The sequence below is a fragment of the Vibrio kasasachensis genome (assembly GCF_050337565.1).
Taxonomy (GTDB): domain Bacteria; phylum Pseudomonadota; class Gammaproteobacteria; order Enterobacterales; family Vibrionaceae; genus Vibrio; species Vibrio kasasachensis.
Genome location: NZ_JAKJTB010000008.1, coordinates 405,673 through 425,537, shown reverse-complemented (window position 1 = coordinate 425,537; position 19,865 = coordinate 405,673). Strand labels below are relative to the sequence as shown.

Sequence of the window (19,865 nt, the reverse complement as noted above, 5' to 3'; positions counted from 1 at the left end):
ACTAACTTATCAAACTTTCTTACATCTGTTACTCACTATTCTGTGCCAAGGGGGATTATGATAAACAGCACCCACATTAAATTGTGTTATTCTTATACACCCATATTAAAAATGGCTTATTGCACACGAATCACGCAGACAATAAGCCATCCGGCTAAGCACTCGTAATTAAACGATTGGACGTTGACCACGGTCGATCAATTTCATCAATACGTTATCAGCCGCTTCGCCCATTAGCGCCGCTAACTTAGAAGTGATTTTTTTCTTCTCTACGTAATGAATCGCCAATACTGTCTTGTCTTTACAGGCATCGACCACGATGTCATCTGAGGTTTTAATCTCATCGACTAAACCTAGATTCAATGCTTGAGTTCCAAACCAATGCTCACCCGTTGCCACTTTTTCTAAGTCTAGATCTGGGCGGTGATCACGGATGAAGTCTTTAAACAGAACATGAGTTTCTTCAAGCTCTTCTTTAAATTTCTCACGCGCTTTGTCAGTATTTTCGCCAAACATGGTTAGCGTGCGTTTGTATTCGCCCGCCGTCAGTTGTTCGTATTCAATATCGTACTTCTTCAGTACCTTATTGAAATTTGGTAACTGCGCGATAACACCAATTGAACCAACAATAGCAAACGGGGCAGACACGATTTTGTCGGCAATACACGCCATCATGTAACCGCCACTCGCCGCAACTTTATCTACTGAAATAGTCAAAGGAAGACTTGCTGACTTAAGGCGATCCAATTGCGATGACGCCAAGCCATAGCCATGCACCATGCCACCACCCGATTCAAGACGAAGCAGTACTTCATCCCCTTCGTGTGCCACAGCAAGAATAGCAGTTACTTCTTCACGTAGAGACGCCACTTCTTTCGCATCGATACTGCCATTGAAATCAAGAACAAAAAGATGCGCTTCACGCTTACTTTCAAGCTCGCCTTCTTTCGCCGCTTTCTTTATCTCTTTTTCACGCGCTTTATTTTTTTCTTTGTCACTTTTCTTTTCTGCTTTATTACGCGCTTTCAAAAACGCGTCATCATGCAAATAATGTTCTAACTGCTCAACCGTTTGTTTGTGTTGTTCGGTTAGATCGGTGATTTCCAACTCACCCTTTGCCGCGCCACTTCTACCGCCAACACTTTTAACAATGATTATAATCGCAACCAATGCGACTACCACAGTCACAATCTTGGCTAAAAATAGCCCGTAGTCCAACAAAAATTCCAAGCTGAATATCCTCTCAATATGCGAATTGGTGTATTGTAACCATCTTGTCACGAAGACTAAAAGTAGTTCATTACAATAAGGAAGCATAGCGTGGATTATTCAGTGGCTGATAACGCCCTAAAAGACAAAGTCATTCTCGTTACTGGCGCAGGTTCCGGCATTGGTAAACAAGCCGCTATCAGTTTTGCAGAGCACGGTGCAACGGTAATTCTACTTGGGCGTACGGTGAAAAAACTAGAGCAGACTTACGATGAAATTGATGCTGCTGGTTACTCCCAACCAGCCATTATCCCGCTTGATATGAAAGGGGCGAGCAAACAAAACTACTTAGACATGGTTGATACCATTGAAAGTCAGTTTGGTCGTCTTGATGGCGTTCTTCACAACGCGAGTCTTTTGGGAGTGATTAGCCCATTTGATCAAATTGGCGAAGACAGCTACGACGACGTGATGCAAGTAAATGTCAAAGCACAATTTTTAATGTCGCAAGCGCTATTACCACTGCTACACAAATCGCCAGATGCACGCATGATCTTTACATCATCAAGCGTTGGTCATGTTGGACGAGCATTCTGGGGCACTTACGCTATTTCAAAGTTCGCCACTGAAGGCATGATGCAAGTACTAGCCGATGAGCTGAGCGATAGTACGATTCGCATCAATGCGATTAACCCTGGCGGTACCCGTACCGGTATGCGTGCAACAGCCTTCCCTGCTGAAGATGTTGATCGACTCAAGACACCATTAGATATTATGCCTCTGTATCTCTATTTAATGGCCCCAGAAGGGCAATCGGTTCATGGGCAATGTATTGATGCCCAACCCAAAAAATAATTCGTATTACATCAACGCCTTGTGACTTCACAAGGCGTTTTTCTTTGTGCTGGCTATTGCCGTGTGTCCAAGATAATTTATACTGTACAAATATACAGGTTAATTAATTAGCGACAGCCTATGTACGAACTAATTGAACATCTAAAACAGAAACAATGGTTATGGCAAGGAACTGCCCAACATCAAACGCTTGAGACATACAGTACTGGTTTTCCACTACTAGATAGCAAACTGGAAGGTGGCTTTCCCAAGCATGGTGTTGTGGAGTTACAAAGCGCTTCTGGTATTGGTGAGTTAAGGTTATTGATCCCTCACTTACTGGCTTCCAGTGAGAATCTTTTGAGCGTCTTTATTCAGCCTCCCGGTTACCTATGTGCTGAAATGTTGGCTGAGCAAGGCTTCGATCTTAACCAAATACTCCTCCTCTACCCTAAGAACTCACAACACGCTTTGTGGGCGGCAGAACAATGCCTAAAAAGTGGGGCTTGTAGCAACGTGTTGCTATGGCAAAGCGAATTAGAAGTGCACCAAGCACGTCGCTTACAAGTGGCGAGCGAAACTGGCAGTTGCTTGCACTTTCTGTTTAAACAACCGCAAGAGCATCTGTTTTCGCTGCCTGTTAGTCTTTGCATGCGTCTAGAGCCACACAACTATGGGCTGAGTGTGACCATCACTAAGCGCAAAGGCGGCTGGGCACACGGTAGCTTTGTGCTTGATATGCGCTCACGTTGGTCTCAGTTGGCTGTAGAACAAGCTGATCCTGTGGTGATCCCTTTCCCGCTGCGTAAGCAAGGCTAATGATGCAGCTATGGCTCTATTTACATTTTCCAACCTTGCAGTTGGACGCGCTATTTTCAGAAACATCGCTTTCTCATCTAGCCGAACAACCTATTGTTATCGTCGACGGGCAACATTTCCAGATAGTGCAAGCGAATCAACACGCTTTAAAACTTGGCATCCAACTTGGTATGGGATTAGGCAGTGCCAGTGCGCTTTGCCATGAATTACAAGTGCATCCCTATCAACAAAAACTAGAACAACAAACACTGACCGATATTGCGCAATGGCTCTACATTGTCACCTCCGATATTGTACTGCTCCCACCACAAGGGATATTACTAAAAGTCAGCGACATGCTCTGCCTTTACGGCGGTATCGATGCCTATTGGAAAGCGTTATCACAACACCTTGATAAATTAGGCTATCAATACAGTTTTTCTACTGGATTTTCCCCATATTCGGCGATATTACTCGCTAAATCGGCGACGATGATCATCTCGGATGATAAAGATATCTTGATGAATACCCTTCGGTCTTTCCCGCTAACTCGAACCGAGTTAGCACCCAAGCAGGTTGCAGCATTACTGCGCGTTGGAGTAAATACCTTAGATGATTTACTCCACTTACCAATGGCAGAATTGGCACGCCGCTTCGATATCGATTTGGTCAACTATGTGGGGCGGTTACTAGGGCAATTCAAACACCCCGTCGACTTCTATCATCCACCTGAAAAATTTCACAGCTATCTAGAGCTACTGTATGAAATTGAAAATATCCAGTGGCTGGAAAGACCACTCAAAAAGCTACTCGAACGTTTGGAGCTATTTTTAACCCTACGCAATCATGTTGCTTACGAGCTTGATCTGCAACTGCATCAACGTGACAACAAAGCCAACAGCATTCGCTTTACTTCTGCTAGTGGCGACTACACAGCAAAACAATGGTTAAAGCTATGCCAACTCACATTAGAGTCGATCAAACTTGATGCTCCAGTACAAGGTTTAACTCTTTCGATTATGCGTGGTGGGCAGTTAGATGCCAGCAGCCGAGATATGTTTAATGGTCCACAAGATATGCAATCTCCGCTTGAGTTAATCGGACTTTTGCAAGCAAAACTCGGTAAAGACAAGGTACATAAAGTCACATTAAGCAACGACCCTCGGCCAGAAAAAGCCACTCAGCTATGTGATCCAAGCCTAGTGATTTCTGACCAAAAACAATCCGCTCGCTGTAGACCAAGTTTTATTTTGCCAACGCCTGAGCCTTTGCAAGATAACATCTCTATTGTTCAAGGACCTGAGCGTTTTGTGACAGGTTGGTGGGATGGTGAAGAGATCACCCGTGATTATTTTATCGCCCGTAGTGATAAGGGACGCTGGCTATGGGTCTTTCGTAACCAAGAAAAACAGTGGTTTCTTCACGGTCAATTTAGCTAAACAGGCAAACCTATGTCATACGCTGAACTTTTCTGCCAAAGTAATTTTTCTTTTCTAACTGGTGCTTCACATGCTGAAGAGCTGATTTTACAAGCTGACTTCCTTCGTTACCGCGCTTTAGCCATCACAGATGAATGCTCTGTCGCTGGTGTCGTTAGGGCGCACACCGCCATCAAGACCCACAAACTCGCTCTAAAACTTATTATCGGCAGCATGTTTTGGCTTGATGATGAGTGCCAAGTGGTGCTGCTATGCCCCAATCGACAAGCATATGCCGAGCTGTGCCGAATTATCACCAATGCAAGACGCCGCACTGAAAAAGGACACTATCAACTTTCTGAATGGGATTTGATGTCGATTCGTCACTGCTTTGTTCTTTGGTTGCCTACCCATCAAGATTACGACCGAAAATGGGGACAATGGCTTTATCAGCACCACCAATCTCGTTTATGGCTTGGCGTACAGCGCCATCTCCGTTCGGAAGACCGCCAATACCTCATGTACTGCGAAACCTTAGCAACAGAGTTACAACTGCCTATTACGGTCTGTGGGGGCGTTCTCATGCATACTGCGACGCGCTTACCCTTACAGCATACCCTTACAGCGATTAAACATGGTGCCAGTATCGATACAATCGGCAGCCATCTACTGGTCAATACTGAACGTACGCTGCGCAGTATCGACAAACTTAATAAGCTGTTTAAACCTCAATGGTTACAAGAGAGTGTGCAAATTGCGCAGCGCTGTACCTTCTGCCTTAGTGAACTGAAATATGAATACCCGAGTGAGTTAATTCCTAACGGTGAAACACCAATGAGCTACCTACGCAAGCTAGTTGAGCGGGGTAAAAAACTGCGTTTTCCTGAAGGTGTAACGAGCGATATTGAACAGACAATAGAAAAAGAACTCATCTTAATTGACGAACTCAATTACCCTTTCTATTTTTTGACTATCCACGACATCGTAATGTTTGCTAAACGTAGTCATATTCTCTATCAAGGTCGCGGCTCAGCGGCAAACTCGGTGGTGTGTTATTGCTTAGAAATTACCTCTGTTGATCCCCGCCAAATATCGGTGCTATTCGAACGCTTTATCAGTAAGGAGCGCGATGAGCCACCCGATATTGATGTCGATTTCGAACATCACCGTCGTGAAGAAGTGATTCAATATATCTATCAGAAATATGGTCGAAAGCGTGCTGCACTGGCAGCTACCGTGATCTCTTACCGTTTTAAAAGTGCGGTGCGCGATGTCGGAAAAGCGTTAGCTATTGAAGAGAGCCAACTCGATCACTTTATTAAAAACGTCAATCGGCGCGATCGAGCTCAAGGTTGGCAAGCTCAAATTGTTCAATTAGGTATTGAACCAAACTCACTCAAAGGTGAGCAATTTATCCAACTGATTAATGAAATTATCGGGTTTCCTCGTCACCTATCACAGCATGTTGGCGGCTTTGTTATTTCATCTGGTCCCTTATATGAATTAGTGCCTGTCGAAAATGCTTCGATGCCCGATCGCACCGTCATTCAATGGGACAAGGACGATTTAGAAAGCCTGGCGTTACTCAAGGTGGATATTTTGGCATTAGGTATGCTCAGTGCTATTCGCAAGTGCTTTGAGCTAGTAGAGCGCTTTCATGGCGAATCACTGAGCATTGCAGGCATTGCTCGCCGGCAAGATGATGCCAATGTTTACGGCATGATACAACGCGCCGATACGGTTGGCGTTTTCCAAATTGAATCACGTGCACAAATGAGCATGTTGCCGAGGCTAAAACCCGCTAGCTATTATGATTTGGTGATTCAGATTGCCATCGTTCGTCCTGGTCCCATTCAAGGTGACATGGTGCACCCATTTTTGAAACGCCGAAACGGTGATGAAGCTATCACTTACCCTTCAGAAGAAGTCAAACAAGTGCTTGAGCGCACCATGGGTGTACCGATCTTCCAAGAACAAGTCATCAAACTTGCAATGGTTGCTGCAGGCTTTAGTGGTGGTGAAGCTGATCAGTTGCGCCGTGCAATGGCATCTTGGAAGAAAAATGGTGACTTAGTAAAGTTTCGAACTAAGTTAATCGAAGGAATGCTTAGCCGTGGCTATGACGTCGAATTTGCCGAACGAATATTCGACCAGATCCTTGGCTTTGGCGAATACGGCTTCCCTGAGAGCCACTCCGCTTCCTTTGCCGTTCTCGCCTATTGCTCTGCATGGCTTAAATTCTATTATCCTGAGGCATTCTATACCTCATTACTCAATAGCTTACCTATGGGCTTCTACAGCTCATCACAGTTAGTACAAGATGCCAAGCGACATGGTTTAACTATCTTGCCTATTTGTATCAACCACTCACTTTATGATCATCAAGTCACTGTTCAGCATCATGGACTCGCAATTCGGCTCGGTTTTCGTCAAATAAAAGGGCTGAGTAAAGAGAGCTGCGACAAGCTGATTGATGCCCGATCAACGCAAGGGTTTCACCACCCTAACCAACTCAAGCATATTGGGATCAACAGACGGGATATTGAATTACTAGCTTCCGCAAATGCCATGCAAACCATTGCTAATAACCGTTACCAAGCGCGTTGGGCAATGATGGACTCACTATCAGATTTACCTCTGTTTCAGGCACTCGAAGAGCAAAACCTAGCCCCGATTAGCGCACCAAGTGATGTGCAAACACTGTTGGAAGACTACGCTGCAACAGGGTTATCTCTTACTCAGCACCCTGTCAGTTTATTAGATCAGGCTGGGTTATTAGGACGTTTTACTCGTATGAATCAGTTAATAACCAGACCTCATCAATCCTTAGTCACAGTCGTAGGCGTAGTGACAGGCAGGCAATCTCCCGGTACTGCAGCAGGCGTAACCTTTTTCACATTAGAAGACGATACTGGCAATATTAACGTTGTCGTTTGGCAAGCAACCGCAAGAGCGCAACAGCAAGCCTATTTGACCGCAAAAATATTACAGGTGAAAGGTATTTTAGAGCGAGAGGGTGACGTGACACACGTCATTGCAGGAAGGTTAGAAGACTTAACCGACTCACTAGAAGGGTTACACAGTAAATCTCGGGACTTTCACTGAGAGGCTGTCAATCGTATTCTGATTTATATAAAACGAAAGGGAGCTGAGTGCTCCCTTTTTTAATTTACATCGACAAGTTACAACTCGTCTTCAGCTTCCGTACTTCTTTGTTTGTATTTCCTATACAGTAAAATACCTAAAGTCATCACAACTTTAGACGTAAACCATATCATTTTAGGAATTACCTTAAGGTTTCTGATGAAAAGTTGTAGTTGTTACCCTTGTTACTTTGTGCAACAAAATTGCACCGAAATAGTATCACCATGTTAACTCGATTGCTAACAATCACAGCGCTAATTATCACTGCGTTAAACATTATTTGCTTACTATCTGTGCCTTTCCAAATGCCAGAAACAAAAAAGGGAGCGTATTTGCTCCCTCTTACAATCAAACCGTAGCTTACAAACCTAACACAGTTCTTAACCGATTCTGTGTTACCTCAACCAACAAGTCTGGTTGGAATTTAGAGATAAAGCGATCACAACCTACCTTCTTAACCATAGCGTCGTTAAAACTACCACTTAAAGAAGTATTCAGGACAACATGCAGATCTTTCATTCTCGGATCATTGCGAACTTCATGTGTGAGCTTATAGCCATCCATTTCAGGCATTTCCGCATCTGTAATCATCAGCAGTAATTCCTTCTCGATGTCTTTACCTTCGTCACACCAAGATTGAAGCAACCTTAACGCTTGAAGCCCGTCACAGCACTCTATAATGTTCAGCCCAAGCTGAGACAATGTCCCTTTAACTTGAGAACGTGCTGTGGATGAATCATCAACGATTAAGACATTACGACCGATCATTTCGGTACTAAGCTGCTCATCCAATACGCCTTCGGAAATAGAAACATCATAATCAATGATTTCAGCCAGCACTTTTTCTACATCAATAATCTCGATGATCTTTTCACCTTCATCATCTTTGATGCGAGAGATCGCCGTTAAATAATTGGAACGACCCGTGGTTTTTGGCGGTGGCTGAATCTCGCTCCACGTCGTATTAACAATATTGCGAACTTGACCAACCAGAAACCCCTGAACCGTGCGGTTATACTCGGTGATAATCAGGTTTTCTTCTTGATTTTCAAGGCGTGACGGTGGGAAACCTATTGCGGAGCGTAAATCTATAATCGGCACCGACACACCACGTAGAGAAGCAACACCAGTGATATTGTAGTGAGCCCCTGGCAATTTAGTCAGTAGTGGCACTTTAATTACTTCACGCACTTTAAACACATTAATAGCAAACAATTGACGACTATTTAAACTAAATAGCAGCAATTCTAAACGGTTTTCACCGACCAACTTTGTTCGTTGGTCTACAGTGTTTAATACTCCGGTCATATCGATTCTCTACAGCAGGTTTCTGGATCGCACGATTCTTGTACCTCATTGAACAACAAGACTAAATCACTGACAGTTCAACGAGATAAATTCATTACCCTTCTATCACTTTCATAAGCAATAAGCCATCATATAGTGCCTGTTTTACGAGGGCAGCACCAGTCATAGTTGCTTGTTTGTAGAAGCGGGACTCAACTAACTCCAAATCTTGATGATAAACAGGCAAACTTTGTTCCTTTATGCACTTCTGAATCGCAGGATAAAGAACTTCTTTAGCTTGGTTGATTGCTCCACCTATGAGGATTTTTTCTGGGTTAAATAGGTTGATAACCAATGCCGCAGCTGCCCCTAAATATCGCCCCAAATTCTCAATCACATCGATAGCAAGTGCATCACCGTTCACCGCAGCTTCACAGATGTCTTCAACCGAGACGTCTTCGATAGCCGCCAACACAGACTCTTCACCGTTGGCAATGCGTTCAGTCACTTCGGTACGTATGGCTTGCGAGCTCGCAACCGTTTCTAAACAACCACGATTACCGCAATGACATAACCTCCCCTGAGGGTCAATCTGGATATGTCCTAATTCACCAATGTTACCGTGTCGTCCTTGAAGCACGCGACCGTCAAGAATAATCCCCGCCCCTAAACCATGGTGAATGGATATCAAAATTGAGTTATCGTTTTCTTGTGAATGACCAAATAACTTTTCAGCCAATGCCCAAGCACGGGTGTCATTAGCAACAAAAACAGGTAAGCCTGTCGCTTTGTATATTTCAGGACCAAGCGCGAGGTTTTCTACATTATAATGCGGCATTTGCAGCACAATGCCTTCCTCAGAATTCACTAAGCCAGGCAGCGTAATAGCAATACTAGTAACACGATCAAGTTGGTCCGAATAGGTTTGAAAGAACTCTTCGATTTCATGTAGAAGTCGAGCGAGTACGTCCTCCTGATCGATTTCGTGAATATCGATCTTCGTATCAATAAGAACATCACCACCTAACTCGTGTAGTGCAATGGTGAGATATCCACGACCAAGACGCATTGACAAAAACTGCCAGCCCTCGTTATTCACTTGTAGACCTACCGCAGGACGACCACGACTGATCGATTCTTGCACTGTCGTTTCGTGAATAAGATGGGCCTCGATTAACTCGCGAGTGATCTTCGTAATACTTGCCGGTGCAAGTAAACTCTGTTTCGATAAGTCGATTCGAGAAATGGGACCTTTTTGATCAATGAGTTTGTATACACGGCCAGCATTGACCTGCTTGATATGATCAATATGGCCTGGTTGAGCCATGTACATGAAAGAAACTCCGAGAATCAACAACTAATTAATTTTTTTACTTTGCGAAGTAATTGTGAAGCGCCTTGGTAGATTGCCGTGACAGGCATCACGTATAATACTAATTGTTTGTGTTCCCTGTCATATAGCTCAGCAAAAATTTGTCATGCGATCATGTTATTTTGCGGCGAGAAAAAAATAGAGTTTTAGATGCTCCGCACAATTTTGAACGAGTTTTAACCACAAATTCATCAAGAAACTTGCTGTTGATCGGAAGCTATTTCAAATTGAAAGGCATATTCAGTTGTGTCACGCCACACTGATCGAATGTCTCTACGCAGCGAAAACCAGCATCAAGCCCAAGTTGATAATCATGTAATAACTCTTCCCTATCGCTCATCAAAGAACTTGATAACAGCGGCTGAGCTGGCTTAATTTGAACGATATAGCAATCGTCTGGAGGGGTAAGTAAGAATTTTCGAGTGAGTGAATAAGTCTGATAATGGACCATCAACATATCCATTAAACTGGAGTCAAAATTATCACCTAATAGATGACTTATACGGTAAATATCATCCGCTCCAAATAACCATCGTCCTCCGTTAAGTGATGCTAACAGCTGTTGTTGTTGCTTTGAACGTTGAATACGGTCATTAAAAAAATCGTTCCAATCCGTCTTCCACTGCGTTAACTTCTGTTGCCAATGATCTTGAACCAGATTTAAGGGATCTCGATACCACTCAACATCATCTTGAGCACTAACTAAAGGTTCAGGGACTGGCACTTCATCCCCTTCGGTGCGAATCACAACAATACAGCGCGCACCTTGGCGCCATGCTTCTTGGACTGGAATGGAAGCTGAAACGCCACCATCAATGTAGCTGCCATGCTGAAACTTAACTTCATTGTCATATAGGCGCGGAATAGCGCAGCTGGCGATCAATACCTTTTTCCAATCATCATCAAGCATCGGCAAATAGCGATCTATCAAAAGCGAAGAATCTGTCACCGCCGCATACGCCTGGCGTGAACCAAGCACTCTACGACCCATGTCTATATCAAGCTGGTAAGGATATTCACTGATTTTATCTAACGCCCAATCTAAGCCTAAATATTGCTTACGACGAATATAGCTAAATAAGTGAAAGAACTCCGAAGAAGTGGTGAGGTCAAGAATAAATGAGCGCCCGATCCCTTTCTGACGGCACAGATAAGCCGATAAATTAAGTGCCCCGGCAGAGGTGCCGTAAAAGCGATGGAATGGGTCAAAATCAGAGAGGAGAAAAGCGTCTAATACACCAGCGGTGAAGATTCCTCTTTGCCCACCACCTTGGGCGACTAGAGCGTTAAGTCCGTTGGTGTACTTGGAGAGTCGATCGATGTCGACCAAACTAGCAGTGTTAGTAATTACACCACTGTTATTCATGACTAAAGTCTCTAAGCTGCCGCAATAGCAACAACACCATAGCTAATTAAAATAGCAAAAATCGTTGCTGTGATAATCAAAGCATATTTTAGATCAGATTCCATAAGCACCTCCATATAAGCTTAACAAAAAAATAACACTCGTTCGGTAAGCATTCAATTTATGGTTTTTTTTCGTGCACAAATATGACGTTAGTATCACACTTAGACGAGATCAAGTTAAGGGATAGGCATATGAAAATATTAAGCCAAAGTTTGCTGGTAGGTATTAGCATTTTTTGTTTACAGCCAGCAGCCAATGCTAAAATTCACATTACGCCGTTGTTGGGCTTCTCCGGCGGTGGCGAAGTTGAGGACGAAAATGGTAGTGCTCTAGATATTGTACCTAGCGTTAGTTTTTCTATCGCGACGGAGCTAGAATTTCAAACTGGTCGATTGGGGTTATATTATTCACAACAATCAAGTGAGGTTGAGTCACTAGAGTTGGATACCACCATCCAATATCTGATGTTTCAAAGCAGTATTTATTACGACTTACCCAACCGTGCTTATGCCTACTTAGGTGTCGGAATTGGAGGCTCTTATATTGATGCTGATTGGGTGGATAATCATGCCGGTTTTGCAGGTAGCATATTTGGTGGCTTTGAATACCCGATAACCCAAAGTATTAGTTTAACATCTCAAATACGTTGGTTAGGTACTGTCGTCGACAATGATACGGCAGCAGCGTGCAACTTACCTTCAGGGTCTTCGGGAGATTGCATCATCCGGTTTAAAACTGATTGGATGAACCAATTTACTATGGGGGTCGGGTTGGTAATGACATTCTAACAACCGGTACTTTCCAACTGATATTCCGGCACATCACCAGCAAATCCCGGTTGATGATATAAAGCCCAGCAATTTCCTTCAACTAAATTGCTCGCGTTCCCACGCTCAAACCCCAAATAATAATTTTCTCTACCCGTCACCATTTCCGCCACATCACCATTGACAGAAATCGCCGCGGACATATGCGTATTATCAAGATAGCGCCAAATCAAACTCCACTCGCCTTGGTCCTCTTGCTGTATTCCATCACGGTTAAGATCGATAAATTGCAAACGGCTGTCTGGGCTATGCCCTGCCCTTACCACGACATAATCAAGATGAGACATCAAATTAACTTGGTTGTTAATCGCTTTCATACTGGCCAAGGCACTTTCCAATACAGCAATACGCGCATCCTTCTGAAAACTTAAGATCCGCGGCAAAGCGGTGACTGCAAGTATCGCAACAACTAGAACAACGACCACCATCTCAATCAAAGTAAAACCAGACAGCTTTGTTACCTCTTTCATTTCACCCTCGACAGTCTATAAATAGAACTAAAGGCTTAATGATACGACAAACTAATGCGTTGAATGAATCATCTCATCTCCGAAATATAGGCTGTCATTTTGATTGTTTTTCCATTTTGCGAGTTATTAGTAATAAACCAAGTGGGCTGTTCAAAATTCAGTCAGACACTCTATTAAGTAAAACCGCATTTAATCTCGCTGTTATCATCTTTGTCAGAATTTTAGTTAGGTCATGATTGCACTGAACATTAGTCATTAACTAAAAAAATGCCAAACAAACAATTTATGCACCACTTTTAAACTTATCATTAACAGTTGGAATCTATTGCGTTAACGAAACTTAATCGTTAATCTTTGTCTCACGCGTAGTTGAAAGTTTCAGTTCACGCAAACACACATCATATTTTTAAGAATAATATTCTGAGTTTTCTCTAGACTAACAAAATTTAAATCCAAACTTTTGCCGATTCACGGATGAATGAGCAAAGCAAATCGCAGCCCTTATAGCACTTTGTTTCCTCCCATCCCTCTTTCAGGCGATATAGTCTAAGAAAAGCTTCATATCTCAGGAAGTTGTATACAGGAGTTCACTATGAAGCGAGAACAATGGGGATCCCGTGCTGGATTTATTCTAGCCGCAGTAGGATCGGCTATCGGTTTGGGCAACATTTGGCGTTTCCCTTACATGGCCTACGAAAATGGCGGCGGCGCTTTTTTCATTCCTTACCTATTTGCCATGATCACCGCTGGTATTCCATTCATGATATTGGAATTCAGCATGGGACAAAAATATCGCGGTAGCGCGCCAAAAACACTGTCAAAAATCCATTCTAAGTTTGAATGGCTAGGCTGGTTCCAAGTCGGCGTAGCGGCTGTAATCGCCGTTTACTATGTTGCTGTTATCGGTTGGGCTATTTCCTACTTTGGTATGTCATTTACCCAAAGTTGGGGAACAGACACTAACGCGTTTTTCTTTGGTGAATACTTACAGCTAGGCGGTGACAATTCACCAACGGCACTAGGTAGCATCCAATGGAAAATTGCAGGTGCTATGCTCCTTGCTTGGGCAATCACCTATGCAGCGATTGTGAGTGGCGTAAAATCAGGTATTGAGCGCGCATCAAAGGTTATGATGCCAATTCTATTCATCATGGTTGTGCTATTGATCGGTCGTATGATTATGTTGCCGGGTGCTTTAGATGGCGTTAACTACATGTTTGAACCCGACTTTAGCAAAATCTGGGATGTGAAAGTATGGGCTGCCGCTTACGGTCAGATTTTCTTCACTCTTAGTATTGGTTTTGCCATCATGCTGGCTTATTCAAGTTACCTACCAGAGAAATCAGACATCACTAACAATGCTTTTATGACTGTGTTGATTAACTGTGGTTTCTCAATTCTAGCCGGTATCATGATCTTCTCTGTCCTTGGTTACATGGCACAAGAGCAAGGCAAACCGTTGACTGAAGTAGTCACCGCAGGTGTTGGTTTAGCATTTGTTACGTTGCCAGCGGCAATTAACCTACTTCCAGCACCATACATTCTCGGTCCTCTATTCTTCTTTGCCTTGGTTGTCGCAGGTCTAAGCTCACATATTTCCATCATGGAAGCGGTGACATCCGCTATCATCGACAAGCTTAACTGGAGCCGTAAGAAAGCTGCAAACGTGGTTATTGGTATTGGTATCGTCGTATCCATGGCATTCGCAACCAATGGTGGTCTACTGTTACTTGACTTAATCGACCACTTTGCCAACAACGTGGGTATTATGCTGGGCGCTCTGGTAGAAGTTATTTTGATGGCGTGGATGCTAAATAAAGTGCCGAGTGTGCGTGAATACGTTAACTCCACATCAGATTTCACCATCGGCCAATGGTTTGACGTATGTATCCGCTTCATCACACCAGTGATGCTAGCCATCATTCTCGCAACCAAGCTGCAAACATTATTCACTGAAGGCTACGGTGGCTACGACCTAACCATGGGTTGGGCTGTAATTGCTGCCTTATTTGTCTTTGGACTTATAATTAATTCTACAAATCGCCAGCAGGAGGCATAGTTATGACTACAGGTGCAATTATAATGATGGTCATTGGTCTTACTATTACTTGGGGCGGTGCAGCTATTTGCATCAGACGAGCAATGAAGAAGCAATAAATTTGACTCTCTATCGATAAAAATGCCGGCTAACATGCCGGCATTTTTGTTTCATTGATATATAAACTTATAATTAAAAGTGATATTTCGCGCCCAGAGCTGCGCCAATACCGAGCTCCCATCCTTTATGCATATCAAGCTCTGGCTGTACTTGACCATATACTTGCCAACCAGGACTCACCTGATAGTTAACGCCCAATGGGATACGTACACCAAATCCATCATCCCACTCGCCCCAACCGCCAATACCAGCATACCAACTAATCGGTTCTTGCGTATCAAATTGGCCACGCTTGGCAATATAGTCAAATGCCGCGCCTTGATTACCTACAATAAATCGATATTGATTGTCGAGCTCAACCACCACACTCAACTGCTGATCCACCGCAAGACCTACAGCAAGATCTGCTGGCTTATTATTACTCGTATTCGCGTGTGCAGTTACGCTCGTGAGTATAACCCCGCACCCTATCGCGACTCTTCTTACCACTAATTTCATCACTCCCTCCAGCAATGCAATATTAAACAGGCATAGTTGACCATTCCTAAAGAGGTTAGGTCAGAGGAAGGTTAACTACACGCCAAGATCGCGAAAAGCCCATAAACTTTGGTGTCATTTAAATGAGAAATAGTGGTAGAGGGGCAATCAATAGACATGAAAAAAGGAGGCCGAAGCCTCCTTTGTATACCTATAGGGGAAGGTATAATCTGTGATTAGTGGTTACGAATCCACTCATCCATATCGGTTTTTAGGTTATCTGATTTAGTACCAAAGATAGCCTGAACACCGCCAGCAACAACGACAACACCAGCAGCGCCTAGCTGTTTTAATTTATCTTGGTCAACAGCTTCTGTCTCGGCAACGGCCACACGTAGACGAGTGATACATGCATCTAGACCCGTGATGTTTTCTTTACCACCAAATGCCGCAACTAATTCGCCAGCCATTTCTGTACCTGTAACCGCAACAGCATCATCAGACTCGTCTTCACGACCTGGAGTCTTAAGATCTAGTGTAGTGATTACCGCACGGAACACGATGTAGTAGATCGCCGCGTAAGCTAAGCCACAAGCGAACATTAGACCCATTTTTTGGGCATTGCCAGATAGAACGACAAAGTCGATCAAACCGTGTGAGAATGAAGTACCGTGAACAAAACCTAGTGTATTCGCTAATACGTAAGCAGAACCCGCTAATAGAGCATGGATTGCGTATAGGATAGGAGCAACAAAAAGGAATGAGAATTCGATTGGTTCAGTGATACCAGTAAGGAATGAAGTCAACGCAGCAGATGCCATGATACCCATTACTTTCGCACGGTTTTCTGGCTTCGCACAATGTGCAATAGCGATTGCTGCCGCTGGTAGACCAAACATCTTGAACATGTAACCACCAGCCAATTGACCGAAGCCATTACCTGCTGCACGAGAAGCTTCATCAGCAACTAGGTAACATGTAAGAACGCCGTTCTGTATATCGCCAGCAGCGTTTACACAAGTACCTGCTTCGAAGAAGAATGGTACGTTCCATACATGGTGAAGACCAAATGGGATAAGTGTACGTTCAACAACACCGTAGATACCAAACGCTAGTTGTGGATTTTGGTGTGCAGCCCAATCAGAGAATGCAGAAATTGCACCGCCGACTGGTGGCCATACTACAGATAGAACGATTGCAAGACCGATAGCTGTGAAACCAGTGATAATCGGCACAGCGCGCTTACCAGCAAAGAAGCCTAAGTATTCTGGAAGCTGAATCTTATAGAAGCGGTTAAATGCCCAAGCAGCGACACCACCAATAAGGATACCACCTAGTACACCTGTGTCGATTTTCTCAACACCCATCACACCAGCCATTACGCCAAGCGTTGCTGTCATGATGCCGTAACCAACGATTGCCGCAAGACCTGCAACACCATCGTTATTTGTAAAGCCAAGTGCTACACCTACAGCAAATAGCAATGCCATTTGACCGAAGACTGAACCACCAGCTTGTTCCATTAGGTTTGAAACTATATCTGGAATAAAACTAAGATCGGCCGCGCCTACACCAAGTAGGATACCTGCAACCGGTAATACTGATACTGGTAGCATCAGAGATTTACCGACTTTTTGCAGGTTAGCAAAAAGGTTCTTAAACATGTTTATGCTCCTGAAAAAATTATTAGATTTATCTGGGCCCTAACGGCACACCCCCGTAGCCTAAATGTTAGCACCCATTGAAAATGTAACCACTTGTTGCGTTATATTTTCCGCCTCTAAATATATATTGAGGCTCGTCGCATTTACTAGTGCACCATGTGTTTTTATTGCAAACTAATAGATAGATCACACGCAAAATAGTGATTTTGTAAAGGTAAAACCCCTCTATCTGATTGATAAAAAAGGGATTAGATCAAGAAAACATTAATTTTACCCATCAAATAAAATACGCCTTGATGTTATTTTTTATAACAAATTTACAATTGCTTATTTATTACTCAATTCATTCAACATTTTAGCAAGGCAACCAACATCAAATCGATTACATGATGTTTCAGGCACAAAAAAAGGAGCTTTCGCTCCTTTTATATTCGAATTCCTTTTTTTATCTCAAAAAAAGTTTTCGGAAGTTTTCGCTGGTTTTTCGCCCAACTTCTGAAAGAGCCGCTCCTTTCAATTGGGCAATGTATGCTGCAACTTCTACAACATAGGCAGGTTGATTTTGTTTACCACGATGAGGGACTGGTGCTAGATATGGAGAATCAGTCTCGATGAGTAGTCGCTCCAATGGTATCGCTTTCACCACTTCTTTTAACTCTGTGGCCTGTCTGAATGTAACAATACCTGAAATTGATATATAGAAACCGAGTTCCATTGCCGCCTCAGCAAAGGCGAGATCTTCAGTAAAACAATGAATCACACCCCCACATAGCTCTGCTCTGCCGTTACGAAGCATATCCAAGGTATCCTGACGAGCGTTACGAGTATGAATGATGAGTGGCTTATTCAATTCAACCGCAAGAGCAACTTGCTGTTCAAACCGCTCTCGTTGCAGCCGTTTTGTTTCAGGCTGGTAATGATAATCTAACCCAGTTTCACCAATCGCAACCACTTTCGGATGTTTCGCGTACTCTCGCATTAATTCAAACGAAAAATCGCTTTCAACGTCTAATGGATGTACACCGCATGAAGCGTGCACATTGTCGAATGGCTTAATCATTTCGAGCATATTTGGAAAGGCGTCAAGAGTAACACCAACCGATAATAATTCGTTTACATTTGCCGCCTTAGCTTTAGCGACAACATCTGCAATCCCTTGATGTAATTCTTGATAATCCAGTTTATCGAGATGGCAGTGAGAATCTACAAACATGCTTCCCCATTAAATTTAAATAACCAGTTTAAAATAAGCAGCTCACGATTGAGCCCAGTATGTTGATGCAATTGTTCAATCAGCTTTTGCAGAGCATCGGTCTGAGTATAGAGCAAGTTGTAATCGATACTATTTACCAAGACTGACGCCCCCGGAACTGCGGAGGTAAGCTGCAACCCAAAGTGTGCTTTTTGCGTATCCGTAAGCAAATACCATAACCACAGTAGCGACTTTTCAACATCCGAACTAAGTTCTTTCGCCAACTTGACCGCATCACCACGCTGCGACGCAATTTCAATCAATTGCTTTTCGACCGATTCATAACGTTTTTGCTCACCGTCTTCAATAAACTTAAGCGTGTTAAGCGGCGAATTACCATTAATATGTGCGGCATAACTAGGCACGCTTCGCTGAGTCTGACTTGATAGCCACAGGGCAAGCTGCTCTGCTTCTGGCGAGCTAATGTGCCACTGTTGACAGCGACTCGTAATCGTTGGGAGCAAATGGCTTACTGACGTACTGATGAGCAAAAACAAACAGTTTGAAGCTGGATTCTCTAACGTTTTCAATAAAGCGTTAGCTGCCGATTCATTCATAGAATCAGCAGGTTCAATCACGATAAGGCGATACCCTGACAGCTGAGACGACTCCTGAGCAATGCGATTACATTGGCGAATTTGATCAACCGTAATCGCCTTACCCTCTTTCTCTGGTTTAACCCAATGAAAATCAGGATGAGTCTGTGATTCCATCAATTGGCAGCTATGACAAAAGCCACAAGGCTCAGAAGCATAGTTGCTGCACATCACCGCACGGCTAAATTGTGTCATTAACTGCTCTTGCCCGAACCCTGCCTTAGCAACCAACAATGCCGCATTGGGAAAGCGTTCGGCTTCAAGCTGCACCTGCCATTGTTGCCAAAGCGGTGTGAGCCAAGGATATAGCTGCACCATTATAATGCTTCCAGCCATTGTTGAAGCGCCGTTGCAATATTAGCAGCGACTTTATCCATGTCTTGCTCGGCATTGATAACCACAATGCTGCTATCCGCAGCGGCTATCTCTAAATAGCGCTCACGTGTGCGATCGAAAAAGCCCATATCCATCTTTTCAATTCGGTCCAGTTCACCGCGTCCACGTGCACGCTCTAGACCAATACGAGGATCGAGATCGAGGTACAAAGTAAAATCAGGAGTAAAGTCTCCAAGAGTAGTTTCTCGCAGCGCTTGCATGGTTGTGCGTGGAATTTGTCGACCACCACCTTGGTACGCTTGAGAAGACATATCATGGCGATCGCCAACGACCCATGTCCCCGCGCTCAATGCTGGCTTAATCACGTTTTCGACCAACTGTACTCGCGATGCGTACATCAGCAAAAGTTCCGTCATATCTTGCAGTACTTCGCCTTCATGCTCTTGCTTAACAAGATCGCGTAGCTTTTCCGCCAGTAACGTGCCACCCGGCTCACGAGTGTGTCTAATAGACTCAACACCCGCTTGCTCAAGTACATTTAGTACCGCATTAATAGCCGTACTCTTGCCTGCGCCCTCTAGGCCTTCTACAACAATAAATTTTGCTTGTTTCATA

18 protein-coding genes are annotated in these 19,865 nt (G+C 43.7%); 7 read left to right on the top strand and 11 right to left on the bottom strand.

Going from position 1 to position 19,865, the window contains the following annotated elements; all coding sequences use genetic code 11:
• Positions 1–168: 168 nt before the first annotated feature.
• A complete protein-coding gene (gene sohB, locus L4C38_RS02335; protein WP_428795904.1) occupies positions 169–1,230 on the bottom strand; it encodes a protease SohB in 1,062 nt (353 codons plus the stop codon).
• A gap of 90 nt (positions 1,231–1,320) precedes the next feature.
• On the opposite strand from sohB, the gene L4C38_RS02330 reads away from it, so the two are divergent.
• The 4 genes from L4C38_RS02330 (at position 1,321) to L4C38_RS02315 (ending at position 7,364) form a co-directional block, all read left to right on the top strand.
• Entirely contained in the window at positions 1,321–2,064 is a 744-nt protein-coding gene (locus L4C38_RS02330) for a YciK family oxidoreductase (RefSeq protein WP_428795903.1), read from the top strand.
• A 120-nt stretch (positions 2,065–2,184) separates the two neighbouring features.
• Positions 2,185–2,862 (top strand): translesion DNA synthesis-associated protein ImuA, encoded by a 678-nt coding sequence (gene imuA / locus L4C38_RS02325; protein WP_428795902.1) that lies wholly within the window; start codon positions 2,185–2,187, stop codon positions 2,860–2,862.
• 2 nt (positions 2,863–2,864) lie between these two features.
• Positions 2,865–4,280 carry a Y-family DNA polymerase gene (locus tag L4C38_RS02320; RefSeq protein WP_428796019.1) on the top strand — a complete coding sequence of 472 codons (1,416 nt, stop codon included), beginning with the start codon at positions 2,865–2,867 and terminating at the stop codon, positions 4,278–4,280.
• A 12-nt stretch (positions 4,281–4,292) separates the two neighbouring features.
• Positions 4,293–7,364 carry an error-prone DNA polymerase gene (locus L4C38_RS02315; protein WP_428795901.1) on the top strand — a complete coding sequence of 1,024 codons (3,072 nt, stop codon included), beginning with the start codon at positions 4,293–4,295 and terminating at the stop codon, positions 7,362–7,364.
• A 399-nt stretch (positions 7,365–7,763) separates the two neighbouring features.
• Here the strand turns inward: L4C38_RS02315 and L4C38_RS02310 are convergent, their stop codons facing one another.
• The 4 genes from L4C38_RS02310 to cydH all read right to left on the bottom strand — a co-directional run bounded on the left by L4C38_RS02310 (position 7,764) and on the right by cydH (position 11,532).
• Positions 7,764–8,711 (bottom strand): chemotaxis protein CheV, encoded by a 948-nt coding sequence (locus L4C38_RS02310; RefSeq protein WP_428795900.1) that lies wholly within the window; start codon positions 8,709–8,711, stop codon positions 7,764–7,766.
• 94 nt (positions 8,712–8,805) lie between these two features.
• Positions 8,806–10,023: a sugar metabolism global transcriptional regulator Mlc gene (gene mlc / locus L4C38_RS02305; RefSeq protein WP_428795899.1), complete on the bottom strand. Its 1,218-nt coding sequence runs from the start codon at positions 10,021–10,023 to the stop codon at positions 8,806–8,808.
• A 256-nt stretch (positions 10,024–10,279) separates the two neighbouring features.
• Positions 10,280–11,428 carry a patatin-like phospholipase family protein gene (locus L4C38_RS02300; protein WP_428795898.1) on the bottom strand — a complete coding sequence of 383 codons (1,149 nt, stop codon included), beginning with the start codon at positions 11,426–11,428 and terminating at the stop codon, positions 10,280–10,282.
• Between the two features lie 11 nt (positions 11,429–11,439).
• The gene (cydH, locus tag L4C38_RS02295; protein ID WP_428795897.1) at positions 11,440–11,532 is read right to left on the bottom strand and encodes a cytochrome bd-I oxidase subunit CydH; all 93 of its coding nucleotides are present in this window, start codon (positions 11,530–11,532) and stop codon (positions 11,440–11,442) included.
• A gap of 129 nt (positions 11,533–11,661) precedes the next feature.
• Here cydH and L4C38_RS02290 point away from each other — a divergent pair, with 129 nt between their 5' ends.
• Positions 11,662–12,258, top strand: a complete 597-nt coding sequence (locus L4C38_RS02290) for an outer membrane protein (RefSeq protein ID WP_428795896.1) — start codon at positions 11,662–11,664, stop codon at positions 12,256–12,258.
• Here the strand turns inward: L4C38_RS02290 and L4C38_RS02285 are convergent.
• The gene (locus L4C38_RS02285; protein WP_428795895.1) at positions 12,255–12,767 is read right to left on the bottom strand and encodes a prepilin-type N-terminal cleavage/methylation domain-containing protein; all 513 of its coding nucleotides are present in this window, start codon (positions 12,765–12,767) and stop codon (positions 12,255–12,257) included. The genes L4C38_RS02290 and L4C38_RS02285 overlap by 4 nt on opposite strands.
• Positions 12,768–13,359: 592 nt before the next feature.
• Here L4C38_RS02285 and L4C38_RS02280 point away from each other — a divergent pair.
• On the top strand, positions 13,360–14,826 hold the full coding sequence (locus tag L4C38_RS02280; RefSeq protein WP_428795894.1) for a sodium-dependent transporter: 1,467 nt from the start codon (positions 13,360–13,362) through the stop codon (positions 14,824–14,826).
• 2 nt (positions 14,827–14,828) lie between these two features.
• A complete protein-coding gene (locus L4C38_RS02275) occupies positions 14,829–14,924 on the top strand; it encodes a MetS family NSS transporter small subunit (protein WP_428795893.1) in 96 nt (31 codons plus the stop codon).
• 73 nt (positions 14,925–14,997) lie between these two features.
• Here the strand turns inward: L4C38_RS02275 and L4C38_RS02270 are convergent, their stop codons facing one another.
• From L4C38_RS02270 to tmk, 5 genes are all read right to left on the bottom strand, one after another.
• Positions 14,998–15,423 carry a hypothetical protein gene (locus tag L4C38_RS02270; RefSeq protein WP_428795892.1) on the bottom strand — a complete coding sequence of 142 codons (426 nt, stop codon included), beginning with the start codon at positions 15,421–15,423 and terminating at the stop codon, positions 14,998–15,000.
• Positions 15,424–15,638: 215 nt separating this feature from the next.
• Positions 15,639–17,066, bottom strand: coding sequence for a PTS glucose transporter subunit IIBC (gene ptsG / locus L4C38_RS02265; RefSeq protein WP_428795891.1), 1,428 nt, complete (start codon positions 17,064–17,066; stop codon positions 15,639–15,641).
• Between the two features lie 445 nt (positions 17,067–17,511).
• Positions 17,512–18,279: a TatD family hydrolase gene (locus L4C38_RS02260; protein ID WP_428795890.1), complete on the bottom strand. Its 768-nt coding sequence runs from the start codon at positions 18,277–18,279 to the stop codon at positions 17,512–17,514.
• Positions 18,270–19,232 (bottom strand): DNA polymerase III subunit delta', encoded by a 963-nt coding sequence (locus L4C38_RS02255; RefSeq protein ID WP_428796018.1) that lies wholly within the window; start codon positions 19,230–19,232, stop codon positions 18,270–18,272. Before L4C38_RS02255 ends, L4C38_RS02260 begins: the two co-directional genes overlap by 10 nt.
• Entirely contained in the window at positions 19,232–19,864 is a 633-nt protein-coding gene (gene tmk / locus L4C38_RS02250; protein ID WP_428795889.1) for a dTMP kinase, read from the bottom strand. Before tmk ends, L4C38_RS02255 begins: the two co-directional genes overlap by 1 nt.
• Position 19,865: the final 1 nt, after the last annotated feature.